General features: G+C 67.9%; 38 protein-coding genes. 36 read left to right on the top strand and 2 right to left on the bottom strand.

Going from position 1 to position 26,151, the window contains the following annotated elements; genetic code table 11:
* Window positions 1–9 precede the first annotated feature (9 nt).
* The 28 genes from rplC (at window position 10) to EV140_RS10705 (ending at window position 15,776) form a co-directional block, all read left to right on the top strand.
* Complete coding sequence (gene rplC, locus EV140_RS10840) at window positions 10–660, top strand: 50S ribosomal protein L3 (RefSeq protein ID WP_096420531.1); 651 nt, start codon at window positions 10–12, stop codon at window positions 658–660.
* Window positions 661–665: 5 nt separating this feature from the next.
* Entirely contained in the window at window positions 666–1,313 is a 648-nt protein-coding gene (gene rplD / locus EV140_RS10835; protein ID WP_130283797.1) for a 50S ribosomal protein L4, read from the top strand.
* 2 nt (window positions 1,314–1,315) lie between these two features.
* Window positions 1,316–1,621, top strand: coding sequence for a 50S ribosomal protein L23 (gene rplW / locus EV140_RS10830; protein ID WP_130283976.1), 306 nt, complete (start codon window positions 1,316–1,318; stop codon window positions 1,619–1,621).
* 17 nt (window positions 1,622–1,638) lie between these two features.
* Window positions 1,639–2,475, top strand: a complete 837-nt coding sequence (gene rplB, locus EV140_RS10825; RefSeq protein ID WP_130283795.1) for a 50S ribosomal protein L2 — start codon at window positions 1,639–1,641, stop codon at window positions 2,473–2,475.
* Window positions 2,476–2,490: 15 nt separating this feature from the next.
* Window positions 2,491–2,772, top strand: coding sequence for a 30S ribosomal protein S19 (rpsS, locus tag EV140_RS10820; protein WP_130283793.1), 282 nt, complete (start codon window positions 2,491–2,493; stop codon window positions 2,770–2,772).
* Between the two features lie 27 nt (window positions 2,773–2,799).
* A complete protein-coding gene (rplV, locus tag EV140_RS10815) occupies window positions 2,800–3,201 on the top strand; it encodes a 50S ribosomal protein L22 (RefSeq protein WP_130283791.1) in 402 nt (133 codons plus the stop codon).
* Between the two features lie 2 nt (window positions 3,202–3,203).
* On the top strand, window positions 3,204–3,974 hold the full coding sequence (gene rpsC / locus EV140_RS10810; RefSeq protein ID WP_130283789.1) for a 30S ribosomal protein S3: 771 nt from the start codon (window positions 3,204–3,206) through the stop codon (window positions 3,972–3,974).
* A gap of 5 nt (window positions 3,975–3,979) precedes the next feature.
* Entirely contained in the window at window positions 3,980–4,399 is a 420-nt protein-coding gene (gene rplP / locus EV140_RS10805) for a 50S ribosomal protein L16 (protein WP_130283787.1), read from the top strand.
* Complete coding sequence (gene rpmC / locus EV140_RS13555; RefSeq protein ID WP_130283785.1) at window positions 4,399–4,716, top strand: 50S ribosomal protein L29; 318 nt, start codon at window positions 4,399–4,401, stop codon at window positions 4,714–4,716. Before rplP ends, rpmC begins: the two co-directional genes overlap by 1 nt.
* Window positions 4,716–5,033, top strand: coding sequence for a 30S ribosomal protein S17 (gene rpsQ, locus EV140_RS10795; protein ID WP_130283783.1), 318 nt, complete (start codon window positions 4,716–4,718; stop codon window positions 5,031–5,033). The genes rpmC and rpsQ overlap by 1 nt, the downstream gene beginning before the upstream one ends.
* Before the next feature lie 32 nt (window positions 5,034–5,065).
* Entirely contained in the window at window positions 5,066–5,434 is a 369-nt protein-coding gene (gene rplN / locus EV140_RS10790; RefSeq protein WP_096420549.1) for a 50S ribosomal protein L14, read from the top strand.
* A gap of 3 nt (window positions 5,435–5,437) precedes the next feature.
* On the top strand, window positions 5,438–5,797 hold the full coding sequence (gene rplX, locus EV140_RS10785) for a 50S ribosomal protein L24 (protein ID WP_130283781.1): 360 nt from the start codon (window positions 5,438–5,440) through the stop codon (window positions 5,795–5,797).
* Complete coding sequence (gene rplE / locus EV140_RS10780; RefSeq protein WP_130283779.1) at window positions 5,797–6,384, top strand: 50S ribosomal protein L5; 588 nt, start codon at window positions 5,797–5,799, stop codon at window positions 6,382–6,384. Before rplX ends, rplE begins: the two co-directional genes overlap by 1 nt.
* A gap of 94 nt (window positions 6,385–6,478) precedes the next feature.
* Window positions 6,479–6,877, top strand: coding sequence for a 30S ribosomal protein S8 (gene rpsH / locus EV140_RS10775; protein ID WP_096420555.1), 399 nt, complete (start codon window positions 6,479–6,481; stop codon window positions 6,875–6,877).
* A 6-nt stretch (window positions 6,878–6,883) separates the two neighbouring features.
* Window positions 6,884–7,420, top strand: coding sequence for a 50S ribosomal protein L6 (gene rplF / locus EV140_RS10770; RefSeq protein ID WP_096420556.1), 537 nt, complete (start codon window positions 6,884–6,886; stop codon window positions 7,418–7,420).
* 2 nt (window positions 7,421–7,422) lie between these two features.
* On the top strand, window positions 7,423–7,794 hold the full coding sequence (gene rplR, locus EV140_RS10765; RefSeq protein WP_096420558.1) for a 50S ribosomal protein L18: 372 nt from the start codon (window positions 7,423–7,425) through the stop codon (window positions 7,792–7,794).
* Complete coding sequence (gene rpsE, locus EV140_RS10760) at window positions 7,791–8,483, top strand: 30S ribosomal protein S5 (RefSeq protein ID WP_130283777.1); 693 nt, start codon at window positions 7,791–7,793, stop codon at window positions 8,481–8,483. The genes rplR and rpsE overlap by 4 nt, the downstream gene beginning before the upstream one ends.
* The gene (gene rpmD, locus EV140_RS10755) at window positions 8,483–8,668 is read left to right on the top strand and encodes a 50S ribosomal protein L30 (RefSeq protein ID WP_096420560.1); all 186 of its coding nucleotides are present in this window, start codon (window positions 8,483–8,485) and stop codon (window positions 8,666–8,668) included. Before rpsE ends, rpmD begins: the two co-directional genes overlap by 1 nt.
* A complete protein-coding gene (gene rplO, locus EV140_RS10750; RefSeq protein WP_130283775.1) occupies window positions 8,668–9,339 on the top strand; it encodes a 50S ribosomal protein L15 in 672 nt (223 codons plus the stop codon). Before rpmD ends, rplO begins: the two co-directional genes overlap by 1 nt.
* A gap of 102 nt (window positions 9,340–9,441) precedes the next feature.
* Window positions 9,442–10,767: a preprotein translocase subunit SecY gene (gene secY, locus EV140_RS10745; RefSeq protein ID WP_130283773.1), complete on the top strand. Its 1,326-nt coding sequence runs from the start codon at window positions 9,442–9,444 to the stop codon at window positions 10,765–10,767.
* Window positions 10,764–11,345, top strand: a complete 582-nt coding sequence (locus EV140_RS10740; protein WP_130283771.1) for an adenylate kinase — start codon at window positions 10,764–10,766, stop codon at window positions 11,343–11,345. Before secY ends, EV140_RS10740 begins: the two co-directional genes overlap by 4 nt.
* A gap of 148 nt (window positions 11,346–11,493) precedes the next feature.
* A complete protein-coding gene (infA, locus tag EV140_RS10735; RefSeq protein WP_021759551.1) occupies window positions 11,494–11,715 on the top strand; it encodes a translation initiation factor IF-1 in 222 nt (73 codons plus the stop codon).
* A gap of 78 nt (window positions 11,716–11,793) precedes the next feature.
* Complete coding sequence (gene rpmJ / locus EV140_RS10730; RefSeq protein ID WP_047561540.1) at window positions 11,794–11,907, top strand: 50S ribosomal protein L36; 114 nt, start codon at window positions 11,794–11,796, stop codon at window positions 11,905–11,907.
* Window positions 11,908–12,049: 142 nt separating this feature from the next.
* On the top strand, window positions 12,050–12,424 hold the full coding sequence (rpsM, locus tag EV140_RS10725) for a 30S ribosomal protein S13 (RefSeq protein ID WP_096420567.1): 375 nt from the start codon (window positions 12,050–12,052) through the stop codon (window positions 12,422–12,424).
* A 47-nt stretch (window positions 12,425–12,471) separates the two neighbouring features.
* Window positions 12,472–12,870 carry a 30S ribosomal protein S11 gene (gene rpsK, locus EV140_RS10720; protein ID WP_096420569.1) on the top strand — a complete coding sequence of 133 codons (399 nt, stop codon included), beginning with the start codon at window positions 12,472–12,474 and terminating at the stop codon, window positions 12,868–12,870.
* Between the two features lie 165 nt (window positions 12,871–13,035).
* A complete protein-coding gene (locus tag EV140_RS10715; RefSeq protein ID WP_096420571.1) occupies window positions 13,036–14,022 on the top strand; it encodes a DNA-directed RNA polymerase subunit alpha in 987 nt (328 codons plus the stop codon).
* A gap of 64 nt (window positions 14,023–14,086) precedes the next feature.
* Window positions 14,087–14,647: a 50S ribosomal protein L17 gene (gene rplQ, locus EV140_RS10710; protein ID WP_130283769.1), complete on the top strand. Its 561-nt coding sequence runs from the start codon at window positions 14,087–14,089 to the stop codon at window positions 14,645–14,647.
* A gap of 67 nt (window positions 14,648–14,714) precedes the next feature.
* Entirely contained in the window at window positions 14,715–15,776 is a 1,062-nt protein-coding gene (locus EV140_RS10705) for a GNAT family N-acetyltransferase (RefSeq protein WP_130283767.1), read from the top strand.
* A gap of 12 nt (window positions 15,777–15,788) precedes the next feature.
* Here EV140_RS10705 and EV140_RS10700 read toward each other — a convergent pair whose 3' ends face one another.
* Window positions 15,789–17,762, bottom strand: coding sequence for an acyltransferase family protein (locus EV140_RS10700; protein WP_130283765.1), 1,974 nt, complete (start codon window positions 17,760–17,762; stop codon window positions 15,789–15,791).
* Between the two features lie 66 nt (window positions 17,763–17,828).
* Here EV140_RS10700 and EV140_RS10695 point away from each other — a divergent pair, with 66 nt between their 5' ends.
* From EV140_RS10695 to glmM, 4 genes are all read left to right on the top strand, one after another.
* Entirely contained in the window at window positions 17,829–18,755 is a 927-nt protein-coding gene (locus EV140_RS10695; protein WP_241971417.1) for a tRNA pseudouridine synthase A, read from the top strand.
* Between the two features lie 130 nt (window positions 18,756–18,885).
* Window positions 18,886–19,332 (top strand): 50S ribosomal protein L13, encoded by a 447-nt coding sequence (gene rplM, locus EV140_RS10690; RefSeq protein WP_096420579.1) that lies wholly within the window; start codon window positions 18,886–18,888, stop codon window positions 19,330–19,332.
* Window positions 19,333–19,364: 32 nt separating this feature from the next.
* Window positions 19,365–19,847 (top strand): 30S ribosomal protein S9, encoded by a 483-nt coding sequence (rpsI, locus tag EV140_RS10685; RefSeq protein ID WP_130283763.1) that lies wholly within the window; start codon window positions 19,365–19,367, stop codon window positions 19,845–19,847.
* Between the two features lie 21 nt (window positions 19,848–19,868).
* The gene (gene glmM, locus EV140_RS10680; protein ID WP_130283761.1) at window positions 19,869–21,230 is read left to right on the top strand and encodes a phosphoglucosamine mutase; all 1,362 of its coding nucleotides are present in this window, start codon (window positions 19,869–19,871) and stop codon (window positions 21,228–21,230) included.
* Here the strand turns inward: glmM and coaA are convergent.
* A complete protein-coding gene (gene coaA / locus EV140_RS10675) occupies window positions 21,227–22,204 on the bottom strand; it encodes a type I pantothenate kinase (RefSeq protein WP_130283972.1) in 978 nt (325 codons plus the stop codon). The two genes, glmM and coaA, sit on opposite strands and share 4 nt — an antisense overlap.
* Window positions 22,205–22,259: 55 nt before the next feature.
* On the opposite strand from coaA, the gene glmS reads away from it, so the two are divergent.
* From glmS to tsaE, 4 genes are read left to right on the top strand one after another with little or no spacing between them, the layout of a single operon-like run.
* A complete protein-coding gene (glmS, locus tag EV140_RS10670) occupies window positions 22,260–24,110 on the top strand; it encodes a glutamine--fructose-6-phosphate transaminase (isomerizing) (RefSeq protein WP_130283759.1) in 1,851 nt (616 codons plus the stop codon).
* Between the two features lie 35 nt (window positions 24,111–24,145).
* Window positions 24,146–24,502: a holo-ACP synthase gene (locus EV140_RS10665; protein WP_130283757.1), complete on the top strand. Its 357-nt coding sequence runs from the start codon at window positions 24,146–24,148 to the stop codon at window positions 24,500–24,502.
* Entirely contained in the window at window positions 24,499–25,593 is a 1,095-nt protein-coding gene (alr, locus tag EV140_RS10660) for an alanine racemase (RefSeq protein ID WP_198674428.1), read from the top strand. The genes EV140_RS10665 and alr overlap by 4 nt, the downstream gene beginning before the upstream one ends.
* On the top strand, window positions 25,590–26,144 hold the full coding sequence (gene tsaE / locus EV140_RS10655) for a tRNA (adenosine(37)-N6)-threonylcarbamoyltransferase complex ATPase subunit type 1 TsaE (RefSeq protein ID WP_277871111.1): 555 nt from the start codon (window positions 25,590–25,592) through the stop codon (window positions 26,142–26,144). The genes alr and tsaE overlap by 4 nt, the downstream gene beginning before the upstream one ends.
* Window positions 26,145–26,151: the final 7 nt, after the last annotated feature.

The following is a 26,151-nucleotide window of genomic DNA, read 5'->3' as shown; positions in this document are numbered from 1 at the left end:
AACCCGGACATGTCTGCTACTAAGACGACCAAGGGTCTGCTGGGCACGAAGCTCGGCATGACGCAGGTGTGGGACGAGAACAACACGCTCGTTCCCGTCACCGTTGTCTCGATCGCCCCGAACGTGGTGACGCAGGTGCGCACCGCCGAGGTCGACGGTTACGAGGCCGTGCAGATCGCCTACGGCGCGATCGACCCCCGCAAGGTCACCAAGCCGCTCAGCGGCCACTTCGAGAAGGCCGGCACCACGCCGCGCCGTCACCTCACCGAGATCCGCACCGCGGACGCCGCTGAGTACACCCCCGGCCAGGAGCTGACCGTCGACGTGTTCGAGGCCGGCCAGAAAGTCGACGTTGTCGGCACCAGCAAGGGCAAGGGCTTCGCCGGCGTCATGAAGCGCCACAACTTCAAGGGTGTCTCCGCTTCGCACGGTGCCCACCGTAACCACCGCAAGCCCGGTTCGATCGGCGCCTCGGCGACGCCGAGCCGCGTTTTCAAGGGCATGCGCATGGCCGGTCGCATGGGTGGCGAGCGCGTGTCGGTGCTCAACCTCACCGTCCACTCGGTTGACGCCGAGAAGGGCCTTCTGCTCATCAAGGGCGCCGTTCCCGGTGCCCGCGGTCGTCTCGTGTTCGTCCGCAACGCCGTGAAGGGGGCGTAACCGCCATGGCTACCTCACTCGACATTGTCGACGCCGCCGGCAAGAAGACCGGTTCGGTCGATCTGCCCGCGAACGTGTTCGACGTTCAGACCAACGTGCCGCTGCTGCACCAGGTGGTCGTCGCCCAGCTCGCGGCTGCCCGTCAGGGCACGCACTCGACCAAGACCCGTGGCGAAGTCTCGGGCTCCGGTCGCAAGCCGTTCAAGCAGAAGGGCACCGGCCGCAGCCGTCAGGGCTCGGTTCGTGCTCCGGAGCACACCGGTGGTGGCACCGTCCACGGCCCGAAGCCGCGCGACTACTCGCAGCGGACCCCCAAGAAGATGATCGCCGCCGCCCTCCTCGGTGCGCTGTCGGACCGCGCCCGCGGTGACCGCCTGCACATCGTTGAGTCGTTCGGTTCGGACGCGCCCTCGACGAAGGCCGCAGCCTCGGTCATCGCCTCGCTCACCGCAGGCCGCAAGGTCCTCGTCGTGATCGAGCGTGACGACGAGCTCGCCCAGAAGAGCGTGCGCAACCTCAAGGACCTGCACGTCATCACTCCCGACCAGCTGAACGCGTACGACGTTCTGGTCAGCGACGACATCGTCTTCACGAAGTCGGCGTACGAGACGTTTGTCGCCAGCAAGACCAAGAAGGAAGAGGTCGAGCGTTGAGCATCCACACCACCGCCCAGAACAAGGACCCGCGCGACATCATCATCGCGCCGGTCGTGAGCGAGAAGAGCTACGCGCTCATCGACGACGGCAAGTACACCTTCCTCGTGGACACTCGTGCGAACAAGACCGAGATCAAGTTCGCCATCGAGAAGATCTTCGGCGTGAAGGTCGCCTCGGTGAACACGCTCAACCGCTCGGGCAAGACCCGCCGCACCCGCTTCGGCACCGGCAAGCGCAAAGACACCAAGCGCGCCATCGTGACCCTGAAGTCGGGCTCCATCGACATCTTCACGGCCGTCGGCTAGACGAAGGACGACAGACAATGGCTATTCGCAAGTACAAGCCCACGACGCCGGGTCGTCGCGGCTCGTCGGTCGCTGATTTCGCTGAAATCACGCGCTCGACCCCCGAGAAGTCGCTTCTCAAGCCGCTGCCGAAGACCGGTGGCCGCAACAACACCGGTCGCATCACGACCCGTCACATCGGTGGTGGCCACAAGCGCCAGTACCGCGTTATCGACTTCCGTCGTAACGACAAGGACGGCGTCGACGCGAAGGTCGCGCACATCGAGTACGACCCGAACCGCACCGCGCGCATCGCGCTGCTGCACTTCGTGGACGGCACCAAGCGCTACATCATCGCGCCGAACAAGCTGAAGCAGGGCGACATCGTCGAGTCGGGCCCCGGCGCCGACATCAAGCCCGGCAACAACCTGCCGCTGCGCAACATCCCCGTCGGTACCGTCGTGCACGCCATCGAGCTGCGCCCCGGTGGCGGCGCCAAGATGGCCCGCTCGGCCGGCGCCTCGGTGCGCCTCGTCGCCAAGGACGGCCCGTACGCCCAGCTGCGTCTGCCGTCGGGCGAAATCCGCAACGTCGACGCGCGCTGCCGCGCGACCGTCGGCGAGGTCGGCAACGCCGAGCAGTCGAACATCAACTGGGGTAAGGCCGGCCGCAAGCGCTGGAAGGGCGTTCGCCCGACCGTCCGTGGTGTCGCCATGAACCCGGTCGACCACCCGCACGGTGGTGGTGAGGGTAAGACCAGTGGTGGTCGTCACCCGGTCAGCCCCTGGGGCCAGGCGGAGGGTCGTACCCGTCGCCCGAACAAGCCCAGCGACAAGCTCATCGTCCGTCGCCGCACCGTCGGTAAGAAGCGCTAGTAGGAGTCGAGAAGAATGCCTCGCAGTCTCAAGAAGGGCCCGTTCGTCGACGACCACCTGCTTCGCAAGGTCGTCACCCAGAACGAGGCCAACAGCAAGAACGTCATCAAGACCTGGTCGCGTCGTTCGATGATCATCCCGGCCATGCTCGGGCACACGATCGCCGTTCACGACGGTCGCAAGCACATCCCCGTGTTCGTGACCGAGACCATGGTCGGGCACAAGCTCGGCGAGTTCGCGCCCACCCGCACCTTCCGTGGTCACGAGAAGGACGACAAGAAGGGTCGCCGCCGCTAACCGCGGAGGCGAAGAAGGAGGAGAGAAATGGTGGAGTCGATCGCCCGCGTGCGACACATCCGCGTTACCCCCCAGAAGGCCCGTCGCGTCGTCAACCTGATCCGCGGCAAGCAGGCCCTCGAGGCCCTGGCCATCCTGAAGTTCGCGCCCCAGGGTGCGAGCGAGCCCGTCTACAAGCTCGTCGCGTCGGCCATCGCCAACGCCCGGGTGAAGGCGGATGCGCAGAACACCTTCCTTGACGAGCAGGACCTCTACGTGGCCCGCGCATTCGTCGACGAGGGCACGACCCTGAAGCGGTTCCAGCCGCGTGCCCAGGGCCGTGCGTTCCGCATCAACAAGCGCACCAGCCACATCACGGTCGTCCTGTCGACCCCCGATGAGCTGGCTGCCGCGGGCTCGAGCACCGGCAAGAAGAAGGCGAGCAAGTAGTCATGGGTCAGAAAGTCAACCCGTACGGTTTCCGTCTCGGAATCACCACCGACCACGTGTCGCGCTGGTTCTCCGACAGCACCAAGCCCGGTCAGCGCTATGCCGACTACGTGGCTGAGGACGTCAAGATCCGTCGCATGCTCACGACGAGCCTCGACCGTGCCGGCGTCGCCCGCATCGAGATCGAGCGCACGCGTGACCGCGTTCGCGTCGACATTCACACCGCTCGTCCGGGCATCGTGATCGGCCGCCGCGGCGCCGAGGCTGAGCGCATCCGCGCTGACCTCGAGAAGCTCACCGGCAAGCAGATCCAGCTGAACATCCTCGAGGTGAAGAACCCCGAGGCCGAGGCTCAGCTCGTCGCGCAGGGCATCGCCGAGCAGCTGAGCGCCCGTGTGGCGTTCCGCCGCGCGATGCGCAAGGGCCTCCAGGGCGCCCAGCGTGCGGGTGCCAAGGGTGTCCGGATCCAGGTGTCGGGCCGCCTCGGCGGCGCCGAGATGAGCCGCTCGGAGTTCTACCGCGAAGGCCGTGTGCCCCTGCACACCCTGCGCGCGAACATCGACTACGGCTTCTACGAGGCCAAGACCACCTTCGGTCGCATCGGCGTGAAGGTCTGGATCTACAAGGGCGACATCACCAACAAGGAACTCGCTCGCGAGCAGGCGGCTCAGAAGTCGTCGCGCCCCGAGCGTCGTGACTCGGACCGCGGCGGCCGTCGCGGCGGCCGTCCGGCTGCCGCTGAGGCGCCGGTCGCGGCCGGAGCGGAAGGCTAGGAACAATGCTGATTCCCCGCAAGGTCAAGTACCGCAAGCAGCACCACCCCAAGCGCGGTGGTCACGCGACGGGCGGCACCACCGTGGCGTTCGGCGAGTTCGGCATCCAGGCCCTCACTCCCGCCTACGTCACCAACCGGCAGATCGAGTCCGCTCGTATCGCCATGACCCGTCACATCAAGCGTGGTGGAAAGGTGTGGATCAACATCTACCCCGACCGTCCGCTGACCAAGAAGCCCGCCGAAACCCGCATGGGTTCGGGTAAGGGTTCGCCGGAGTGGTGGGTCGCCAACGTCAAGCCGGGTCGCGTCCTCTTCGAGGTTGCCGGTGTTCCCGAGCAGCTCGCTCGTGAGGCACTGACCCGTGCAATTCACAAGCTGCCCCTCAAGGCACGCATCATCAAGCGCGAGGAGGGCGACGCGTAATGGCGATCGGATCCAAGGAGCTGGCACCTGCTGAGCTCGACACTTTCGAAGACGAGCGTCTGCTCGATGAGCTGAAGCGCGCCAAGGAAGAGCTGTTCAATCTGCGCTTCCAGGCCGCTACCGGTCAGCTCGAGAGCCACGGCCGCCTCCGCGCGGTCAAGCGCGACATCGCTCGCATCTACACGGTGATCCGCGAGCGCGAGCTGGGCATCCGTGCCACGCCCGCGCCGATCGAGGCGCCCGAGAAGCCGGCGAAGAAGTCGACCAAGAAGGCTGACAAGGCCGAGGCCGACGAGAAGACCGAGGAGAACAACTAATGGCGACGACGAAGAAGGCCGAAGCCGGCCACGAGTCGGCCGAGCACGACGTTCGCGACGAGAACGCGCGCGGGTACCGCAAGGCCCGCCGCGGCTACGTCGTCAGCGACAAGATGGACAAGACCATCGTCGTTGAGGTGGAAGACCGCGTGAAGCACCCGCTGTACGGCAAGGTCATCCGCCGCACCTCCAAGGTGAAGGCTCACGACGAGCAGAACAGCGCCGGCATCGGCGACCTCGTGCTCATCAACGAGACCCGTCCCCTGTCCGCCACGAAGCGCTGGCGCCTCGTCGAGATCCTCGAGAAGGCCAAGTAGGCCCCGGCCTGCTTGACCCTAAGGAGTAGGAAATGCTTCAGCAGGAATCCAGAGTCAAGGTCGCCGACAACACCGGCGCCAAGGAGCTGCTCACCATCCGCGTTCTGGGTGGCTCGGGCCGTCGCTACGCCGGCCTCGGTGACGTCATCGTCGCCACCGTCAAGGACGCGATCCCCGGCGGCAACGTCAAGAAGGGCGATGTCGTCAAGGCCGTCATCGTGCGCACGGTCAAGCAGACCCGCCGCGCCGACGGCTCCTACATCAAGTTCGACGAGAACGCCGCCGTGATTCTGAAGAACGACGGGGACCCCCGCGGTACCCGCATCTTCGGACCGGTTGGCCGTGAGCTTCGCGACAAGAAGTTCATGAAGATCGTCTCGCTCGCACCGGAGGTGCTGTAACTCATGGCCACGATCAAAAAGGGCGACCTCGTCCAGGTGATCTCGGGCGCGACCGAGGACCGCGGTGGAGACCGCGGCAAGCAGGGTCGCGTCATCGAGGTGCTTGCTGACAAGGACCGCGTCATCGTCGAGGGCATCAACCTCGTCACGAAGCACGTGCGCGTCGGCCAGACGCAGCGCGGCACCAAGACCGGCGGCATCGAGACGCACGAGGCGCCCATTCACGTCTCGAACGTCGCGGTCGTCGACCCCAAGACCAAGAAGCCCACGCGCATCGGTTACCGCGAGGAAACCGTCGAGAAGAACGGTGTGAAGAAGACCGTCCGCGTGCGCTACGCCAAGAAGTCGGGTGAGAAGCTCTAATGACTGACACCGCTACGGCGCCGGCCAAGATTCAGCCGCGTCTCAAGCAGAAGTACCGCTCGGAGATCACGAAGCAGCTGACCGACGAGTTCGGCTACACGAACCCCCACCAGGTTCCGAAGATCGTCAAGATCGTCGTGAACACGGGTGTGGGCGAGGCCGCTCGCGACTCGAAGGTCATCGACGGTGCGATCCGCGACCTGACCCTCATCACGGGTCAGAAGCCGCAGGTCACGAAGGCCCGCAAGTCGATCGCCCAGTTCAAGCTGCGCGACGGCATGCCGATCGGCGCGCACGTCACGCTGCGTGGCGACCGCGCATGGGAGTTCTTGGACCGTCTCGTGTCGCTCGCGCTGCCGCGCATCCGCGACTTCCGCGGTCTGAGCGACCGCCAGTTCGACGGCAACGGCAACTACACCTTCGGTCTCACGGAGCAGAGCGTCTTCCACGAGATCGACCAGGACAAGATCGACCGCGTTCGCGGCTTCGACATCACCGTCGTCACGACCGCGAAGACGGACGACGAGGGCCGCGCCCTACTGCGCGCTCTCGGCTTCCCCTTCAAGGCCGCCGACGCTCCTCAGTAACACTCCACTCGGTCCGCATCAGCGGACCCCGATCGCCTAGGTCGGCCCCGGTGTACCGGGAGTCGAAACCGGACGAGAACAGGAAACATCCATCATGACGATGACAGATCCGGTCGCAGACATGCTGACCAGACTGCGCAACGCCAACTCGGCGCACCACGAGTCCGTGTCGATGCCCAGCTCCAAGCTGAAGACCGGCCTCGCGGAAATCCTCAAGCGTGAGGGGTACATCACCGACTGGGCCGTCGAAGACGCCCGCGTCGGCAAGACCCTCACCCTGTCGCTGAAGTACGGTCCGAACCGTGAGCGGTCGATTGCCGGCATCAAGCGCGTGTCGAAGCCCGGCCTTCGTGTCTACGCGAAGTCGACCGAGATTCCCCACGTTCTGGGTGGCCTCGGCGTCGCGATCCTGTCCACCTCCTCGGGTCTTCTGACCGACCGCGAGGCGACGCAGAAGGGCGTGGGTGGGGAAGTCCTCGCCTACGTGTGGTGATCCGTCATGTCACGTATTGGACGCATGCCGATCGACATCCCCGGAGGAGTCGACGTGAAGATCGACGGCCAGGCCGTCACCGTCAAGGGCCCGAAGGGTGAGCTGTCGCTCACCGTGGCGAGCCCCATCGAGGTCGCTATCGAGGAGGGCCAGGTCGTCGTGACCCGTCCCGACGACGAGCGCAACTCGCGCTCGCTGCACGGCCTGACTCGCACGCTGATCGCGAACCAGATCATCGGCGTGACGCAGGGCTACTCGAAGGGTCTCGAGGTCGTCGGCACCGGTTACCGTGTGCAGGCCAAGGGCTCCTCGGTCGAGTTCGCACTCGGCTTCTCGCACCCGGTGACGGTCGACCCGCCCGCGGGCATCACGTTCACCGTCGAAGGCAACAACAAGCTCACCGTCAGCGGCATCGACAAGCAGGCCGTGGGCGAGGTCGCCGCGAACATTCGCAAGATCCGCAAGCCCGAGCCGTACAAGGGCAAGGGCATCCGCTACGCGGGCGAGGTCGTTCGCCGCAAGGCCGGAAAGGCTGGTAAGTAACCATGGGTCTCGGTACTCGAGGGAAGAGCAAGACGGCCGCGAAGAGCCGTCGCCACGCGCGTCTGCGCAAGCGGGTCGTTGGCACGGCCGAGCGTCCCCGTCTCGTCGTGACGCGTTCGGCGCGTCACGTGTTCGTGCAGATCGTCGACGACAGCAAGGGTCACACCCTCGCCAGCGCGTCGACGATGGAGGGCGACCTCCGCACGTTCGACGGCGACAAGACCGCGAAGGCGCGCAAGGTGGGCGAGCTGCTCGCCGAGCGTGCGAAGAATGCCGGTGTGGAGGCAGTCGTCTTCGACCGGGGTGGTAACCGTTACGCCGGGCGCGTTGCGGCGATCGCCGATGGAGCGCGAGAGGCAGGGTTGAGCCTGTGAGCGAGAACGAGAAGGAGCAGACCGTGGCGGCAGAGGCCCCCGTGGAGACCGCTGCGTCGTCGCAGTCGAACACCACAGAGACGCGCGAGCCGCGTCGTGGTGGCCGCGACCGCAACCAGGGCCGTGACCGCGGTGCGCGCGAGACCGAGAAGAGCCCCTTCCTCGAGCGCGTCGTGACGATCAACCGTGTTTCGAAGGTCGTCAAGGGTGGTCGTCGCTTCAGCTTCACCGCTCTCGTCGTCGTCGGTGACGGCAACGGCATGGTCGGCGTCGGCTACGGCAAGGCTCGCGAGGTTCCGACCGCGATCTCGAAGGGCGTCGAGGAGGCGAAGAAGAACTTCTTCCGCGTTCCCCGCGTCGCCCAGACGATCCCGCACCCCGTGCAGGGTGAGGCCGCGGCCGGCGTCGTGCTGCTGCGTCCCGCCGCCGCCGGTACCGGTGTTATCGCCGGTGGTCCGGTGCGCGCCGTGCTTGAGTGCGCCGGAATCCACGACGTTCTGAGCAAGTCGCTCGGTTCGTCGAACACGATCAACATCGTTCACGCGACCGTCGAGGCGCTGAAGATGCTCGAGGAGCCGCGCGCCGTCGCCGCTCGCCGTGGCCTGGACTTCGAAGACGTGGCTCCCGCCCGTCTCGTCCGCGCCGAGGCCGAGGCCGCGAAGGCCGCAGCCGGAAAGGCGGGTGCATGATGGCTCAGCGCCTCAAGGTGACCCAGATCAAGTCCGTAATCAGCGAGAAGCAGAACCAGCGCGACACCCTGCGCAGCCTGGGCCTCAAGCGCATCGGCGACAGTGTCGTGCGCGAGGACACCCCGGCCAACCGTGGGTACGTCAAGACGGTCGCGCACCTCGTGACGGTCGAGGAGATTGACTAATGGCTGAAGAAGAGAAGAAGGCCCCGGCGAAGAAGGCTCCTGCAGCCTCGAAGCCGGCAGCCGAGAAGAAGCCGGCGGCGGCGAAGACCACCGCCGCGAAGAAGGCTCCGGCGAAGTCGACCGCAGCCAAGGCGTCGTCGGCAAAGTCGGACAGCGCCGAGAAGGCTCCGGCCGCGAAGGCTCCCGCCAAGAAGGCTCCCGCGAAGAAGGCGGAGTCGACCGACGCCGCCCGCCCGCAGGTGCTGAAGGTTCACCACCTGCGGCCCGCCGCGGGTGCCAAGAAGGACCGCACCCGCGTGGGTCGTGGTGAAGGCTCGAAGGGTAAGACCGCGGGTCGCGGCACGAAGGGCACGAAGGCCCGCAACACCGTGCGTCCTGGCTTCCAGGGTGGTCAGCTCAACTTCGTGATGCGTGCGCCGAAGCTGCGTGGTTTCACGAACCCGTTCCGGGTCGAGTACCAGGTGGTCAACCTGGCGAAGCTCGCCGAGCTGTACCCGAAGGGCGGCGACGTCACCGTCTCCGACCTCGTGGCCAAGGGTGCCGTGCGCAAGAACGAGAAGGTCAAGGTTCTCGGCAACGGGGACATTGCGGTTAAGCTGAACGTGACCGTCGACAAGGTCTCCCGCTCTGCCGAGCAGAAGATCGTCGCGGCCGGCGGTTCCATTCAGTAGCCGCTCGGGCGGCCCTTCGGGGCCGCCCGGCTTCGGCCCATTCGGGCCAGCATCCCGAGCCGCCGGGCCACGGGATGCCCATGTTTTTTTACGGGAGGTCTCGTGTTCAGAGCTATCGGGCGAATCATCAAGACGCCCGACCTCCGCCGGAAGATCGGGTTCACTCTCGGAATCGTCGCGATCTTCCGTCTGGGTTCGTTCATCCCCGCGCCGTTCGTCGATTACCAGAACGTGCAGCTGTGTCTCGCGGGCAACGAAGGCGCCACGGGCCTCTACCAGCTCGTCAACCTCTTCAGCGGCGGTGCTCTGCTGCAGCTGTCGATCTTCGCGCTCGGCATCATGCCCTACATCACCGCGTCGATCATCACGCAGCTACTCCGCGTCGTCATCCCTCACTTCGAGGCCCTCTACAAGGAGGGGCAGGCCGGCCAGGCGAAGCTCACGCAGTACACGCGCTACATGACGATCGCGCTCGCGATCCTGCAGTCGACCACGCTCATCACGGTCGCCCGCGCCGGTGCGCTGTTCCCGACGACGTCGGGTGTGCCGCAGTGCTCGCAGCTCATCACGAACGACAGCTGGTACGCGATCCTGCTCATGGTCATCACCATGACTGCGGGCACCGGTCTCATCATGTGGCTCGGCGAGCTCATCACTGAGCGCGGAATCGGCAACGGCATGTCGCTGCTGATCTTCGTCTCCATCGCCGCGACCTTCCCGTCGGCGCTGTGGGGCATCCAGGTCGCCCAGGGTTTCGAAATCTTCGTCATCGTGCTGGCCCTCGGCCTCGTCGTCATGGCCGCGGTCGTCTTCGTCGAGCAGTCGCAGCGCCGCGTGCCCGTGCAGTACGCCAAGCGCATGGTCGGCCGCCGCACGTACGGCGGAAACAACACGTACATCCCGATCAAGGTGAACATGGCCGGCGTCGTGCCCGTCATCTTCGCCTCATCGCTGCTGTACCTGCCCGCTCTCATCGCGCAGTTCAACCAGCCTGCCGCGGGCGAGACCGCCCCCGAGTGGGTCGTGTGGATCCAGAACAACTTCATCTCGGGCGACAACTGGCTGTACATGGTCGTGTACTTCCTGCTCATCGTCGGCTTCACCTACTTCTACGTCGCGATCACCTTCAACCCGGAGGACGTCGCCGACAACATGAAGAAGTACGGCGGCTTCATCCCGGGCATCCGCGCCGGTCGCCCGACCGCCGAGTACCTCGACTACGTGCTCACCCGCATCACGCTGCCGGGATCGCTGTACCTGGGTCTTGTCGCCCTGATTCCGCTCATCGCCTTCGCGTCGGTGGGTGCCAACCAGAACTTCCCGTTCGGTGGGGCGAGCATCCTGATCATCGTCGGCGTGGGTCTTGAGACCGTGAAGCAGATCGACGCGCAGCTGCAGCAGCGTCACTACGAAGGCCTGCTGAAGTGACCCGCCGCCTCCTCCTGATCGGCCCGCCCGGTGCGGGCAAGGGCACGCAGGCCGGTCGCCTGACCGAGCACTTCAGAATCCCCGCGATCTCGACCGGCGACATCTTCCGGCAGAACCTGCGCGACGAGACCGAGCTCGGGCTCAAGGCCAAAGCGTTCATGGACGCGGGCGACAACGTGCCAGACGAGGTGACGAACGACCTGGTGCGCGACCGGCTGAGCCAGCCCGACTGCGCCGAGGGTTTCCTGCTCGACGGCTACCCCCGCACGACCGATCAGGTACGCGCGCTCGACGAGTTCCTCGCCGAGAAGGGTGTCGCACTTGACGCGGTCGTCGAATTGGTCGCCGACCCCGACATCGTGGTCGAGCGTCTGAAGAAGCGCGCCGTCGATCAGGGCCGCGCCGACGACGACGAGAACGTGGTCCGCCACCGCCTCGACGTTTACGCGAAGCAGACGGCTCCCCTCATCGACGTCTACGCCGAGCGCGGGATGCTCACCAAGGTCAACGGCATCGGCGAGATCGACGAGGTGACCGGGCGCATCCTGGATGCCCTGTCCGTTCGCGACTTGCCGTGACGCGTTCCATCACCTAAGCTTTCCCTTTGGTGCTTTCGGCCCGCTTCGGCGTGCCGCGATCAGCAGTCGCCGTGCAGACGACACTGAGCCGCTGGGCACCGCATCCGCACGACCAGTGCACACTCCCCTTATTTGCGACGAAGAGGCTATGGCCAAAAAAGACGGTGTCATCGAGATCGAAGGCTCGGTGGTCGAAGCGCTGCCCAACGCGATGTTCCGCGTCGAGCTGACCAACGGCCACAAGGTTCTTGCCCACATTTCGGGCAAGATGCGCCAGCACTACATCCGCATCCTCCCCGAGGACCGCGTGATCGTTGAGCTGAGCCCCTACGACCTGACCCGCGGCCGGATCGTCTACCGCTACAAGTAAGCAGTGCGCGCTGGGTAAGGAACGGCCCGGGAATCCACCCGGAGCACGAGGCCAGCGATATAACAGAACGAGAGAACCATGAAGGTCAACCCCAGCGTCAAGCCCATCTGCGACAAGTGCAAGGTGATTCGCCGCCACGGCAACGTGATGGTCATCTGCGAGAACCCGCGCCACAAGCAACGCCAGGGCTAAAGCGGGCGCACCCCACGACTCACAACTGAATACGAACACACGGCAGTCTCAGAACCCGCACCCGTGCGGGGGACACCTCGGGCGGAAGGCCCGGGCACCGAAACTGCTCCACACCTTCCACGAAACCCTGTAAGGAGCCATCATGGCCCGTCTTGCCGGAGTCGACATTCCCCGCGATAAGCGCGTGGAAGTCGCCCTGACCTACATCTACGGAGTCGGCCGGACCCGCGCGACCGAAACGCTCGCCGCGACCGGTATCGACCGCAACGTCCGCGTCAAGGATCTGACCGACGACCAGCTCGTCGCTCTCCGCGACCACATCGAAGGCACCTACAAGGTGGAGGGTGACCTTCGCCGTGAGGTCGCCGCCGACATTCGCCGCAAGGTCGAGATCGGTTCGTACGAGGGCCTGCGCCACCGCCGCGGCCTGCCGGTGCGCGGTCAGCGCACCAAGACCAACGCGCGCACCCGCAAGGGCCCGAAGCGCACCGTCGCCGGCAAGAAGAAGGCTCGCTAGTCCGGCCCCGCCGCGACCCGCGTATCCCACAGGTTTAGGAGAAGACCATGGCAGCACCCAAGTCGGCCGCGCGCAAGCCCCGCCGCAAGGACAAGAAGAACATCGCCGTCGGCCAGGCCCACATCAAGTCGACGTTCAACAACACGATCGTGTCGATCACCGACCCGAGCGGCGCCGTCATCAGCTGGGCGTCGTCCGGCCAGGTCGGCTTCAAGGGCTCGCGCAAGTCGACGCCCTTCGCCGCGCAGCTCGCCGCCGAGTCGGCCGCGCGCCAGGCGCAGGAGCACGGCATGAAGAAGGTCGACGTGTTCGTCAAGGGCCCCGGTTCGGGCCGCGAGACCGCGATTCGTTCGCTTCAGGCCGCCGGCCTCGAGGTGGGCTCGATCAGCGACGTGACGCCGCAGGCGCACAACGGCTGCCGCCCGCCGAAGCGTCGCCGCGTCTAGGTAACGCGCCCCGCGCATCCCTCGATCGGATGCGCGCGGTGCGTTTCTGACGCGCCCCGCGCATCCGCTCGCCCCAGCTTTCGATAACTCAACACACTCGACGAGATCCGCCCTCGTCGCGCAACAAGTGTCATATAGCGGACACTTCGCCGAAAGGAACCCATAGTGCTCATCGCACAGCGTCCCACTCTGACCGAGGAGAACGTCTCCGAATTCCGGTCGCGGTTCATCATCGAACCCCTCGAGCCCGGCTTCGGCTACACGCTCGGCAACTCCATGCGTCGCACGCTGCTGTCGTCGATTCCCGGCGCGGCCGTGACGAGCATCCGCATCGACGGCGTGCTGCACGAGTTCAGCACGATCGACGGCGTGAAGGAGGATGTCACCGAGATCATCCTCAACATCAAGCAGCTCGTCGTCTCGAGCGAGCACGACGAGCCGATCACCGCCTACCTGCGCAAGACGGGCGCCGGTGAGGTCACCGCCGCCGACATCTCCGCCCCCGCCGGCGTCGAGATCCACAACCCCGAGCTCGTCATCGCGACGCTGAATGACAGCGCCAAGTTTGAACTCGAGCTGACCATCGAGCGTGGCCGCGGCTACGTCTCGGCGACCCAGAACCGCAGCGAGTTCAGCGAGGCCGGCCAGATTCCGGTCGACTCGATCTACTCGCCCGTGCTGAAGGTCACCTACCGCGTCGAGGCCACCCGTGCCGGCGAGCGCACCGACTTCGACCGCCTCGTCGTCGACGTCGAGACGAAGCCCGCGATCAGCCCCCGCGACGCCGTCGCCTCGGCCGGCCGCACCCTCGTCGAGCTGTTCGGCCTCGCCCGCGAGCTGAACACCCAGGCCGAGGGCATCGAGATCGGGCCCGCCCCGGTCGACGCCGTGCTCTCGAACGAGCTCTCGATGCCGATCGAGGACCTCGACCTCTCGGTGCGCAGCTACAACTGCCTCAAGCGCGAGGGCATCAACACGGTCAGCGAGCTCGTCGCCCTGTCGGAGACCCAGCTGATGAACATCCGCAACTTCGGCCAGAAGTCGGTCGACGAGGTCAAGGACAAGCTCGTCGAGATGGGTCTGTCGCTGAAGGACGCCGTCCCCGGCTTCGACGGAGCCGCGTTCTACAGCTACGACGACGAGACCAACTAACGGGTTCGTCACCGCTCACCCCCAGAACTGTCACTGACGAACCCCACACAGGAGAACCACGATCATGCCTAAGCCCACCAAGGGTCCCCGCCTCGGAGGCGGTCCGGCGCACGAGCGCCTGCTGCTGGCGAACCTCGCCACCGCGCTGTTCACGCACAAGCGCATCACCACCACCGAGACCAAGGCAAAGCGTCTGCGTCCGCTGGCCGAGCGCCTCATCACGTTCGCGAAGCGCGGCGACCTGCACGCCCGCCGTCGCGTTATGACGGTGATCCGCGACAAGAGCGCCGTGCACGAGCTCTTCACCGAGATCGCGCCGCTCGTCGCCGAGCGCGAGGGTGGCTACACCCGCATCACGAAGATCGGCAACCGCAAGGGCGACAACGCCCCCATGGCGGTCATCGAGCTCGTGCTCGAGCCCGTGAACCCGAAGCCGAAGTCGGCGAAGAAGTCGGCTGCCGCGGCGCCGGCCCCCGCCGCCGAAGAGGCTCCGGCCGAGGAGACCGTCGAGGAGACCACCGAGGCCCCGGCCGAGGATGCCGCCGCTGACGAGTCCGCTGCGGACGAGACCAGCGCCGACGAGACCACGGACGCGGCCGACGAGTCGGCCGAGGAGTCCAAGTAGTCACCGCGCTGTAACGGTTTCGTAGAGCCCCGCCCGGGTACCCGGGCGGGGCTCTACTGTTGTCGGCGTGACCGACTCCCTGATCGATAGCGGGGCGGGCGAGATCGATGCGTCCCGCCCGCTGTCTGCGCGCATCCCCGCCACCGAGCTGCCCGAGCCGACCGGGCCCGCGGGCGTCGCCTGGCGCGCCACTCGCGACGACGACGTCGAGGCGATCGCGACCCTGTTGGCCGCGATAGCGACGCGTGACCACCCCGACTGGAGCGAAACCGCCGACGAGATCGCGGAGACGTTCGGCCACTCGTACGTCGATGTCGCGCGCGACAGCGTCGTGGCGGAAGACGCCGACGGCCGGATGATCGCGCACGGGATGGCGATGCGCGCGCCTGAGCCCGTCGAGTACGCGCGGGTCTGGCTCAGCGGCGGCGTGCATCCGGAACACCGCGGTCGCGGCCTGGGCCGGCAACTGCTCGCCTGGCAGACCGCCCGCGCCGAGCAGCTGCTCGCCGAACTCGACGTCTCGAACCCCGGTTGGGTGCTGTCGTACGCCGCCGATCGCTCGCCGGAACACGGGCGACTGCTCGAGCGTGCCGGGTACAGCCCCTCGCGCTACTTCACCACCCTGCACGCTGAGCTCGCCGTCGCGGCCCTCGAACCGCGCGACCTGCCCGACGGCGTTCGCCTCGAGCCGTGGTCTCCCCGATTCAGCGAGGGCGCCCGCGCGGCAAAGAATGCGGCCTTCGCGGACCACTGGGGGTCGCAGCCGGCCACCCGCGAAGGGTGGGAGTCGTGGCAGGGTCTGCCCACCTTCCGTCCCGAACTCAGTCGCGTTGCGCTCGTCGGCGACGAGGTGGTCGGATTCATCACCACCGACGTCAACGAAGAAGACTGGGCGCGCATGGGCCGATCGAGCGGCTACATCGGCCTCGTCGGGACGGTACGCGAGTGGCGCGGCAAAGGGTTGGCGAGCGCGCTGCTCGTCGATGTCATGCGCGCCTACCGCGCCCAAGGCCTCGAGCTGGCCGTGCTCGATGTCGACACGGCGAACCCGACGGGCGCGCTCGGCGTGTACGAGCGGCTCGGTTTCGCCGCGGTCGCCCGCGACGTGGCGTATCCCCGGCTGTACTGAGCGCGCGGGGCTCTAGACCGGGCGCTGCCAGTGCGGATTCTCGTCGTAGCGGTTCGGGTCTGGCGGAGGAGGCAGCGGGGGCAGGTCGGCGAGCCTCTGCAGCGCCTCGCGGATCTCAGCCGAATACAGCGTGCTGCCCGTCGGGCCGGGATGCACCTGGTCACCTGCCAGCAAATCCAGACGCCCCGAAATGGTCGCGTTCCAATCGGCGACCTCCACCTGGCGGTAGGCCCGCGCCGTCTCGTGCAGACGCGTGTTGGACTCGTCGATCCATCCGCGGGGAGCCGAGGCCGTCACGACGACCAGTTCGCGGTCGCGGACGGCACCGATGACGCGGTCGAGGTCGGACTGGCTGATGAGGCCGTTCGCCCCGACACCGATGATGACGACATCGCGGAGCGCGCCGGCCGCGGCCGCCTCCTCGATCACCTCGGGCATCGACCACATCTGCCGACCGACCGTGGCGTCGACGGCGATGCCGGGGAATTCGTCGATGAGCGCGGGGGCTGCCGCCAACATGACCGAGTCGCCGAAGGCGATGATCTGGTCCCCGGTCGGCAGCGGAGCGGGGGTGTCCTCCGGAGCCGGATCGGATTCGGGTGCCGGTTCGGGCGCCGGCTCCGGCTCGGGCTCCGTTGGCGGTTGCGGTGCCGTCGCAGGCACCGAATCGGGAGACGGCGAAGGCGATGGGCCGGCACTCCGCGGCTGCTCGGCCGTGTCGACGGCGAGCTGGCCCGCGGCGATCAGGTCTGCCGCCTCGGACGTCGCGGGCGAGCGCTGCAGTGCGGCCCCCGTGCCGGCGACGAGCAGCGCCAGGGCCACCGCGACGGTCGCGACGGCGGCACCCTCGCGCTTCCCGCCCGCCGCACGGGCAGGCGCGAGCAACTCGCGGCGGCGGATGGGCAGCTCGACGAAACGGTAGCTGACCGCTGCGAGCAGCACCGACAGCGCAAGCACGGCGGCGCCGAGGCCCCACGCCCCTGACCCTGTGCGGTCGAGGCCGGGGACGAGCGCAAGCCCCAACACCCAGAGGGGCCAGTGCCAGAGGTACAGCCCGTAGGAGCGCTCGCCTACCCACACGAGCGGCGACGACTCGGCAACACGGGCGGCCAGAGACTCGCGGCGCTCAAGCGACAGGATCGCCAGCACGGTGAGGGCTACCGCGAGCGCCATTCCGCCGCGGTACGCACCCGGGTCGTCGATACTCGTCGACAGCGCAACCGCCACCACTCCCGCGACCGCGGCGACGCCGACGGGCGTCGACGCGCGGCCCAGCAGCGCGCGGGGCTGCGTGAGCGGGTCACGTCCGAGCGCCAGCGCCGCGCCGGCGAGCAGGCCGAAGCCGTGCGTCAGCGTCGACAGGTAGGCCGCCGACGCGGCCGCGCCGCCGTCGAGCGCCGGGTCACCCGCGGCAGCGGCCATCGCGAGCGCCGACCAGGCGGCGAGGGCAAGCGGCAGTGCCACGAGCATCCAGCGCCGGAGGGGGAGCGCGAGCAGCGCGATCACGGCGATCGGCCACAGCAGGTAGAACTGTTCCTCGACGGCGAGCGACCAGAGGTGCCGGAACAGTTCGGGACTCGTCTGGTCGAGGTAGCTCGACCCGGCGCTGATCGCCACCCAGTTGCTCGTGAACGTCGCCGCGCCGAGCAGCTGCCAGCCCATACCGACGAGCACGTCGCCGCCGATCAGCGACGCGAGGGTTGCCGTCGACATGACAACGAGCGCGAGCGCGGGCAGCAGTCGGCGCGCGCGCCGAGCCCAGAACGCGCGCAGCGCGATGCGACCCGTTCGGCGACGCTCGTGCAGCAACAGCGCGGTAATGAGGTAGCCGCTGACAACGAAGAAGACGTCCACGCCGATGAACCCGCCGGGGATCAGGCCGGGGAACAGGTGGTAGCCCAGCACCAGAATGACCGCCAGCGCCCGCAGCGCGTCGAGGCCGGGAAGCCGGCCGCGCAGAGCGAGAGGTGGAGCGCTGGAAGACATCGTGCGTCAAGGGTCGCGCGGGGTGAGAGGGGCCGTCAAACTCGACGCGCCGTAGACTCGCCAGCTGTGGATAACCGGGAGACAGGCGGCGACGCGGTGAGTTCCGTGCGCGTGCGCATCGACCTCGCGTACGACGGCTCAGCGTTCTCGGGCTGGGCGGCCCAACCCGGCCTGCGCACCGTGCAAGGAGAGATCGAATCCGCCCTGGCCACACTGTTCAGCCGGGACGGCGACGATCGGCCACGCGTGGTCGTCGCCGGTCGAACCGACGCCGGCGTGCACGCCACCGGCCAGGTGCTGCACGTCGACCTCGACGCGGCACGGTTCGCCGCGCTCGCCCGCCCCGACCGCGGTGCGCGAACAGAGCACGCTGCCCTCAGCCCGGCCGACGCGCTCGCGCGGCGGCTCGGAGGGATCGTGGGACGCGACGGAGACATCGTCGTGCACCGCGCATCCCTCGCCCCCGCGGGGTTCGACGCGCGCTTCTCGCCCGTCTGGCGCCGCTACGAGTATCGGCTCGCCGACGGGCGCGCCCCGCGCGACCCCCGGCGCCGCCACGACACCCTCGCGGTGCGCGACACGCTCGACCTCGACGCCATGAACACGGCGGCGGATGCCCTCCTCGGCCTTCGCGACTTCGGCGCCTTCTGCAAGCCCCGCGAGGGCGCCACCACGGTACGCACGCTGCAGCAGTACGAGTGGCGAGAGACAAACGACGGCGTGCTCGTCGCGACCGTGCGCGCCGACGCCTTCTGCCACTCGATGGTCCGCTCGCTCGTCGGCGCGGCCATCGCCGTCGGGCGCGGCGCGCTGAGCGTCGAGCAGCTCGTCGCCGCGCGTGACGAGGCCGTGCGCACGAGCCTGTTCCCCGTCGTCGCACCCCACGGGCTCACCCTCGTCGAGGTTGGCTACCCGCCCGATCACGAGCTCGCCGCCCGAGCGCAGCAGACCCGCGCAAAACGCGAAATTGCCGACGGCGCGCCACTGCCGTAAGCTAACCCCTTGGTGTCCGTCGCCGACGGGCATCCAGTTGAGCCCTCCACCGCGGGCGTTTCCCCGTCATCGACGCGAGAACCCCCACCGGAGCGGGATTCACGAACACCTCGACAAGAAAGTACGCACTGTGACGCGCACATTCAGCCCCACCCCCGCTGACATCCAGCGGAACTGGGTCGTCATCGACGCCACCGACGTGGTGCTCGGCCGACTCGCCAGCCACGCCGCCACCCTCCTGCGTGGCAAGCACAAGCCGACCTTCGCCCCGCACATGGACATGGGTGACTTCGTCATCATCGTCAACGCGAGCAAGGTTGCCCTGACCGGGTCGAAGCTTGAGCAGAAGAAGGCCTACCGCCACTCCGGCTACCCGGGCGGCCTCACGGCAACCTCGTACTCCGAGCTGCTCGAGAAGAACCCCGTCCGCGCCGTCGAGAAGGCGATCCGCGGCATGCTGCCGAAGAACTCGCTCGGCCGCGCCCAGATCAAGAAGCTGAAGGTCTACGCCGGCGCCGAGCACCCGCACGCCGCGCAGCAGCCCACGGCCTACACCCTCGACCAGGTCGCGCAGTAACGCGGCCCCGCTTCCAAGGACGTATAGAACACATGGCGAACGACACCACTACCGACGTGGCTCCCGAGAGCTACACCACCGAGTCGTCGGCCCCCGCGGCCGAGTCGGCTCCCCGCCCCGTCCTGTCCGTTTCCGGCCAGGCCGTCGGACGACGCAAGCAGGCCATCGCCCGCGTGCGCCTCGTGCCCGGCTCGGGCGCGTTCACGGTCAACGGCCGCGCTCTCGACGAGTACTTCCCGAACAAGCTGCACCAGCAGCTCATCACCGACCCCTTCACGCTGCTCGACCTGACCGGCGGCTACGACGTGACGGCACGCATCACCGGCGGCGGCCCCTCGGGCCAGGCGGGCGCCCTGCGCCTCGCCATCTCGCGCGCTCTCAACGAGATCGACCGCGAGAACAACCGCCCGGCGCTCAAGAAGGCCGGCTTCCTCACTCGGGATGCCCGCGTCATCGAGCGCAAGAAGGCCGGTCTCAAGAAGGCCCGCAAGGCGCCTCAGTACTCGAAGCGCTAACCCGAGACGAGCATCCCGATCATGGGCCGTTTATTCGGTACCGACGGGGTCCGAGGGCTGGCCAACGGCGATCTCACCGCCGGGCTGGCCCTCGGCCTGTCTCAGGCTGCTGCGTGGGTCCTGACCCAGGGGCGTCACGCTGACGAGTTGCGCGCACAGGGCAAGCGCCCGACCGCGGTGGTCGCACGCGACCCGCGTGTCTCGGGCGAGTTTCTGACGGCCGCTGTTGCCGCGGGGCTTGCCTCGAGCGGCATCGACGTGCTCGACGCGGGAGTCATTCCGACGCCGGCCGCGGCCTTCCTCGTGAGCGACGCAGGCGTCGACTTCGGCGTGATGGTGTCGGCCTCTCACAACGCCATGCCCGACAATGGCATCAAGTTTTTCTCCTACGGCGGAACCAAGTTGCCTGACGAGGTCGAAGACCGCATCGAATGGGCATTGGAGGAGCAGAAGCTGGCCCCCGTCGGCGGGGGTGTAGGGCGCATTCGCCGTTTCGCTGACGCGGAGGATCGATACCTCCTTCATCTCCTGTCGACGGTTGACGTGTCGCTCGCCGGTCTGCACGTCGTGCTCGACTGCGCGCATGGAGCCGCGTCGGCCGTCTCCCCCCAGGCCTTCACTGATGCGGGCGCTCGCGTGACCCTTATCGGCGCTGATCCGAACGGGCTCAATATCAACGACGGCGTGGGCTCGACTTATCTGGCCCCGCTTCAGCGTGCAGTCGTGGAGGTGGGCGCCGACCTCGGAATCGCCCACGACGGCGACGCCGACCGCTGCCTCGCCGTGGATGCCCGGGGCCAGGTCGTCGACGGCGACCAGATCATGGCGATCCTCGCGCTGTCGATGAAGCGTCGCGGGTTGCTCGCTAAGGACACGCTCGCCGTCACCGTGATGAGCAACCTCGGCCTGAAGCGCGCGATGCGTAGCAACGGCATCGAACTGGTCGAGACGAAGGTCGGGGACCGCTACGTGTTGGAGGCGCTCGCCGAGCATGGGCTGTCGCTCGGCGGCGAGCAGTCGGGCCACCTCATCATGAGCGACCACGCGACCACGGGCGACGGCATTCTGACCGGCCTGCAGCTTGCCGCGGAGATGGCGCGCACCGGGAAGACCCTCGAGGAACTCGCCTCGGTGATGACCGTCTTCCCGCAGGTGCTCGAGAACGTGCGCGGTGTCGACCGCACCAGGCTTGAGGGTCACGACGGAATCGCCGCGGCGGTCGCCGAGGTTGAGGCGGAGCTCGGTGACAGCGGCCGCGTGCTGCTGCGCGCGAGCGGAACCGAGCCGATGATCCGCGTCATGGTCGAGGCCGCGGACGACGCGACCGCCCGGGAGATGGCCGACCGCCTCGCCGCGGTGGTCAAAGCCGAACTGGCCGTCTAAATCTTCCTCAGCAGCACGGTGGACACGGTGTGGTCGCGTTCCTTCCGCAAGACGAGGGATGCGCGGGCGCGCGTCGGCAGGATGTTCTGCGTCAGGTTCGGCTCGTTGATGTCGCCCCAGATGCGCCGCGCCGTGATGCGCGCCTCGTCCTCGCTGAGGCTCGCATAGCGGTGGAAGTAGCTGCGCGGGTCACTGAAGGCGCCTCGTTGTAACTTGAGGAAGCGCTGTTCGTACCAGTCGGCGATGTCGCTCGTGCGGGCATCCACATAGACGGTGAAGTCGAACAGGTCGCTGACCGCGAGGGATGCGCCCGGTCCAGGCGGCTGCAAGACATTCAGGCCCTCGACGATCAGGATGTCGGGACGGCGCACGATGATTTCGGCGCCGGGGATGATGTCGTACGACAGGTGCGAGTACACCGGTGCTCGCACCTCCTCGGCGCCCGCTTTGATGCGTGACACGAACCGCAACAGCGTCCGACGGTCGTAGCTCTCGGGGAACCCCTTGCGGTGCAGGATGCCGCGCCGCGAGAGCTCGGCCGTCGGCAGCAGGAATCCGTCAGTGGTGACGCGCTCGACGCGAGGGGTGTCGTCCCACCGTGACAGGAGCTCGCGCAAGAGGCGCGCGATGGTCGACTTGCCGACGGCGACCGACCCGGCGACCCCGATGACGAACGGCGTACGCGGGCCGCGGTCGCCGAGAAATTCGCGTGTCGCCGTGTGCAGGTCACGGGCGCCCGCGGCGTAGAGGTTCAGCAATCGGCTGAGCGGCTGGTAGACCTCCGCCACCTCGCGCAGGTCGAGCTGGTCTCCGAGGCCCCGCAGGCCGATCAACTCGTGTTCGGTGAGCGGTTGCGGGGTCGCCGGGGCGAGCGCCGACCACCGGTCGCGGTCGAGCTCGACGAAGGGGCTCTGATCGCGCGACGGTGCGCCGGCGCCATTCTCGCGCCCGGGGGCGGGATGCGCCTCGACCATCGCCACCACAGTAGCGCGGGCGGCCGCCTGACCCTCGCGCCCTAGAATCGAGCACATGTGTGGAATCGTGGGATATGTCGGTCACCGTGGCAGCATTGAGGTGCTCCTCGGTGGGTTGAAGAGACTGGAATATCGGGGCTACGACTCGGCCGGGGTTGCCGTGCTGACTCCGGACGGGGGGTTGGGCTCTGCGAAGCGTGCTGGCAAGCTGGGCAACCTCACCGACGAGCTATCCGCGCATCCCATCGCCGACGGCCAGACGGGCATCGGCCACACGCGCTGGGCAACGCACGGCGGGCCGACTGATGGCAACGCGCACCCTCACCTGGGTGACGGCGGCAAGCTCGCGCTCATTCACAACGGCATCATTGAGAACTTCAGCGAGCTGAAGGCCGAGCTCACTGAGCGCGGCCACACGTTCGCGAGCGAGACCGACTCGGAGGTCGCCGCGCTGCTCGTCGGCGAGGCGTACCGCGACACCCACGACCTGACCGCCGCGATGCTCGCCGTCGTCAACCGCCTCGAGGGTGCGTTCACCCTGCTCGCGGTGCACGCCGATGAGCCCGACGTCGTGGTCGGCGCTCGCCGCAACTCTCCGCTCGTGGTGGGCCTCGGGGAGGGCGAGAACTTCCTCGGCTCGGACGTCGCCGCGTTCGTCGCCTACACGAAGCAGGCCATGGAGATCGGCCAAGACCAGCTCGTCACGATCCGACCAGGCAGCGTCGAGGTCGTCGACTTCGACGGCAACCCCGTCGAGTCGCGCCGGTTCGAGGTCGACTGGGACGCCTCCGCCGCCGAGAAGGGTGGCTGGTCGAGCTTCATGGCGAAGGAGATCAGCGAAGAGCCCGACGCGGTGGCCAACACGATCCGCGGCCGGGTGACGGACGGCCTCGTACACATTCCCGAGCTCGACGGCCTTGGTGACGACGTACTGCGCTCGATAGACCGCGTGCTCATCATCGCCTGCGGCACGGCCGCGTACGCCGGCATGGTCGGCAAGTACGCCATCGAGCAGTGGGCGCGCGTGCCCGTCGACGTCGAGCTCGCCCACGAGTTCCGCTATCGCGAGCCGGTGCTGTCGCCGAACACGCTGGTCGTGTCGATCAGCCAGTCGGGCGAAACGATGGACACGCTCATGGCGGTCAAGTACGCCCGCGAGCAGGGCGCGCGCACGCTGTCGATCTGTAACACGCAGGGAGCGACGATCCCGCGCGAGTCCGACGCCGTTGTGTACACCCATGCCGGCCCCGAGGTCGCGGTCGCCTCGACGAAGGCGTTCGTCGCGCAGATCACCGCCTGCTATCTGTTCGGACTGCAACTCGCGCAGGTGCGCGAGACGCTTGCGGCGGATGCTGTTCGCGCGCTCGTCGCGGACCTCCAGAAGGTGCCCGACCAGCTTCGCGACGTCATCGCGAGCGGCGAGCGCATCGCCGAACTCGCCCACTGGATGGCGGACACCCGCTCGGTGCTGTTCCTCGGCCGCCACGTCGGCTACCCGATCGCGCTGGAAGGTGCGCTGAAGCTGAAAGAGCTCGCGTACATCCATGCCGAAGGGTTCGCCGCCGGCGAGCTGAAGCACGGTCCGATCGCGTTGATCGAGCCCGGCCAGATCGTGTTCGTGATCGTGCCGAGCCCGCGCGATGAGCGTTCACTGCACGCCAAAGTCGTATCGAACATCCAAGAGATTCGCGCCCGTGGTGCGCGCGTCATCGCGATCGCCGAGGCCGGGGACGTCGCCGTCTTGCCGCACGCCGACGAGGTCATCCGCATTCCGCTCGCGTCGCCGTTCTTCGAGCCGCTGCTCGCCGTTGTTCCGCTGCACTTCTTCGGCATGGAACTCGCCGCGGCAAAGGGTCTCGACGTCGATCAGCCGCGCAACCTCGCCAAGTCGGTCACGGTCGAGTAGGCCGCGGGTCGTTTCGGTACGGGCGGGAGGGTGCGGTGATCGTCGGAGTGGGTGTCGACATCGTCGACCTTGCCCGCTTCGACCGCGCGCTTACCCGCACGCCCGGGCTGCGAGAGCGGCTCTTTGCCGAGTCGGAACGCGACCGCCCGGTGCGCTCGCTCGCCGGACGATTCGCCGCGAAGGAAGCGGTGATGAAGGCTCTCGGCGCGACCGACGGTGTTCGCTGGCACGACATGCGCATCGTCTCCGATGATGAGGGCAATCCCGACGTTGCCCTGAGTGGTCGCGCCGCCGAGATCGCGCTCTCTCGCGGTATCGCGCGACTGCACGTGTCGATGTCGCATGACGCGGGGGCGGCGATCGCCTTCGTGGTGGCGGAGACGGCGCCGTGAGCCGGCCCTTCCGCGAGGCGCGCATCTCGCGCCAGGCGATCGCGCAGAACGTCGAGGTGATGCGCAAACTCGCCCCGGCCCCGCGTGCCATGGCCGTGGTGAAGGCCGACGGCTACGGGCACGGCGCCATCCTCGCGGCACGCGCCGCTCTGGAAGCGGGCGCCGACATGCTGGGCGTCGCCGACCTCGAGGAGGCGTTCGAGCTGCGCGCTGCCGGTATCGACGCCCCCGTGCTCGCGTGGATCCACCCGAGCGGCGCCGACCTTGCCGCTGCGGCGGAGGCCGGCATCATGGTCGGCGTCAACTCGGTCGCGCAGCTGCGCCAGGCCGCCGACGCGGGGCACCGCGGCACCATCCACGTGAAGGTTGATACAGGGCTGTCGCGCAACGGCGTCTCCCGCGACGAGTGGGCTCTGTTCGTCGACGAGCTCGCCCACGCCGTGCACCACGACGGCCTCCGTCTCGGAGGTGTCTTCAGCCACCTGTCGAACACGTCGCCCGACGAGGACCGCGCGCAGATCGTCGCGTTCGAAGAGTTCGTCGACGCCGTGCGCGCCGCGAACCTCGACCCGGGGCTGCGTCACCTCGCCGCGTCGGCCGGTGCCCTCGATCACCCCGCGGCGCGCTACGACATGGTTCGGCTCGGCATGTCGATCTACGGACTGCCGCCCGAAGACCACCATCGCGAGCTGCCCTTCACCCCCGCGATGGAGCTCAGCGCCGAGATCGTGCACGTCAAGCGCGTGCCCGCCGGCAGCGGCGTCTCCTACGGCTACCGTTACCGCACAGCGCGACCCACGACGCTCGCGCTCGTGCCGCTCGGCTACGCCGATGGAATTCCGCGTCATACCGACGGCGCCTCCGTCCTCGTCGGCGACCACCGGATGCCCGTGGTCGGCCGCGTCGCCATGGACCAGTTCGTCGTCGACGCCGGCGACCAGCCCGTGGCCGTCGGCGACCGCGCCATCCTCTTCGGCGACCCCCGCAGCACCGGGGCGCCCTCGGCGGTCGACTGGGCCGACGCCGCCGGCACGATCGGCTACGAGATCGTCACCCGCCTGGGTCGCCGCGTCACGAGAACCCGCGCATGACGGGCGCGCCCGCAGCGATGGGCTCACCGCACCCCGCAGCCCTGACCATCGCCGACCCCGAGGCCATGCACGCGTTCGGTTCCCGCGTCGCGGCCCAGTTGCGTGCGGGCGACGTGCTCGTGCTCACCGGCGAGCTCGGGGCGGGCAAGACCACCTTCACGCGCGGCCTCGGCGAGGCACTCGGTGTGCGCGGCGCGGTCACCAGCCCCACCTTCGTGCTCGCCCGCACCCACCCTCGCGAGGCGAGCGCGCCCCTCGTGCACGTCGACGCCTACCGACTCTCCGACGCCGCCGAACTTGACGACCTCGACCTCGACCTGGCCGCGTCCATCACGGTCATCGAGTGGGGTGCCGGCCTCGTCGACGCCATTTGCGACGAGTGGCTCGAGCTGGTCATCGAGCGGCCCGTCGGCGGCGGGGCGGGCGTCGGGGAGGCGCCCCGAGCATCCGACGAGGACATTGATCCGGATGCTGTGCTCGCCGAACCGCGCATCGTGCGTTTTCGCGCGGTCGGCCCCCGCGGCGCCGAGCTGCTCAGCGCGATTGCCTAGGCTCTAC

The sequence above is a fragment of the Microcella alkaliphila genome (assembly GCF_004216855.1).
In the GTDB taxonomy this organism is placed as follows: Bacteria; Actinomycetota; Actinomycetes; order Actinomycetales; family Microbacteriaceae; genus Microcella; species Microcella alkaliphila.
The sequence above is the reverse complement of the archived record's forward strand: the minus strand, read 5'-3'. Positions and strand labels throughout refer to the sequence as shown.

What these genes read in the sequence shown, in the direction of transcription:
- rplC (WP_096420531.1), top strand. Translation starts at nt 10, where the DNA reads ATGTCTGCTACTAAGACGACCAAGGGTCTGCTGGGCACGAAGCTCGGC.
- rplD (WP_130283797.1), top strand. Translation starts at nt 666, where the DNA reads ATGGCTACCTCACTCGACATTGTCGACGCCGCCGGCAAGAAGACCGGT.
- rplB (WP_130283795.1), top strand. Translation starts at nt 1,639, where the DNA reads ATGGCTATTCGCAAGTACAAGCCCACGACGCCGGGTCGTCGCGGCTCG.
- rpsS (WP_130283793.1), top strand. Translation starts at nt 2,491, where the DNA reads ATGCCTCGCAGTCTCAAGAAGGGCCCGTTCGTCGACGACCACCTGCTT.
- rplV (WP_130283791.1), top strand. Translation starts at nt 2,800, where the DNA reads ATGGTGGAGTCGATCGCCCGCGTGCGACACATCCGCGTTACCCCCCAG.
- rpsC (WP_130283789.1), top strand. Translation starts at nt 3,204, where the DNA reads ATGGGTCAGAAAGTCAACCCGTACGGTTTCCGTCTCGGAATCACCACC.
- rplP (WP_130283787.1), top strand. Translation starts at nt 3,980, where the DNA reads ATGCTGATTCCCCGCAAGGTCAAGTACCGCAAGCAGCACCACCCCAAG.
- rpmC (WP_130283785.1), top strand. Translation starts at nt 4,399, where the DNA reads ATGGCGATCGGATCCAAGGAGCTGGCACCTGCTGAGCTCGACACTTTC.
- rpsQ (WP_130283783.1), top strand. Translation starts at nt 4,716, where the DNA reads ATGGCGACGACGAAGAAGGCCGAAGCCGGCCACGAGTCGGCCGAGCAC.
- rplN (WP_096420549.1), top strand. Translation starts at nt 5,066, where the DNA reads ATGCTTCAGCAGGAATCCAGAGTCAAGGTCGCCGACAACACCGGCGCC.
- rplX (WP_130283781.1), top strand. Translation starts at nt 5,438, where the DNA reads ATGGCCACGATCAAAAAGGGCGACCTCGTCCAGGTGATCTCGGGCGCG.
- rplE (WP_130283779.1), top strand. Translation starts at nt 5,797, where the DNA reads ATGACTGACACCGCTACGGCGCCGGCCAAGATTCAGCCGCGTCTCAAG.
- rpsH (WP_096420555.1), top strand. Translation starts at nt 6,479, where the DNA reads ATGACGATGACAGATCCGGTCGCAGACATGCTGACCAGACTGCGCAAC.
- rplF (WP_096420556.1), top strand. Translation starts at nt 6,884, where the DNA reads ATGTCACGTATTGGACGCATGCCGATCGACATCCCCGGAGGAGTCGAC.
- rplR (WP_096420558.1), top strand. Translation starts at nt 7,423, where the DNA reads ATGGGTCTCGGTACTCGAGGGAAGAGCAAGACGGCCGCGAAGAGCCGT.
- rpmD (WP_096420560.1), top strand. Translation starts at nt 8,483, where the DNA reads ATGGCTCAGCGCCTCAAGGTGACCCAGATCAAGTCCGTAATCAGCGAG.
- rplO (WP_130283775.1), top strand. Translation starts at nt 8,668, where the DNA reads ATGGCTGAAGAAGAGAAGAAGGCCCCGGCGAAGAAGGCTCCTGCAGCC.
- infA (WP_021759551.1), top strand. Translation starts at nt 11,494, where the DNA reads ATGGCCAAAAAAGACGGTGTCATCGAGATCGAAGGCTCGGTGGTCGAA.
- rpmJ (WP_047561540.1), top strand. Translation starts at nt 11,794, where the DNA reads ATGAAGGTCAACCCCAGCGTCAAGCCCATCTGCGACAAGTGCAAGGTG.
- rpsM (WP_096420567.1), top strand. Translation starts at nt 12,050, where the DNA reads ATGGCCCGTCTTGCCGGAGTCGACATTCCCCGCGATAAGCGCGTGGAA.
- rpsK (WP_096420569.1), top strand. Translation starts at nt 12,472, where the DNA reads ATGGCAGCACCCAAGTCGGCCGCGCGCAAGCCCCGCCGCAAGGACAAG.
- rplQ (WP_130283769.1), top strand. Translation starts at nt 14,087, where the DNA reads ATGCCTAAGCCCACCAAGGGTCCCCGCCTCGGAGGCGGTCCGGCGCAC.
- EV140_RS10700 (WP_130283765.1), bottom strand. Translation starts at nt 17,762, where the DNA reads ATGTCTTCCAGCGCTCCACCTCTCGCTCTGCGCGGCCGGCTTCCCGGC.
- rpsI (WP_130283763.1), top strand. Translation starts at nt 19,365, where the DNA reads ATGGCGAACGACACCACTACCGACGTGGCTCCCGAGAGCTACACCACC.
- glmM (WP_130283761.1), top strand. Translation starts at nt 19,869, where the DNA reads ATGGGCCGTTTATTCGGTACCGACGGGGTCCGAGGGCTGGCCAACGGC.
- coaA (WP_130283972.1), bottom strand. Translation starts at nt 22,204, where the DNA reads ATGGTCGAGGCGCATCCCGCCCCCGGGCGCGAGAATGGCGCCGGCGCA.
- glmS (WP_130283759.1), top strand. Translation starts at nt 22,260, where the DNA reads ATGTGTGGAATCGTGGGATATGTCGGTCACCGTGGCAGCATTGAGGTG.
- tsaE (WP_277871111.1), top strand. Translation starts at nt 25,590, where the DNA reads ATGACGGGCGCGCCCGCAGCGATGGGCTCACCGCACCCCGCAGCCCTG.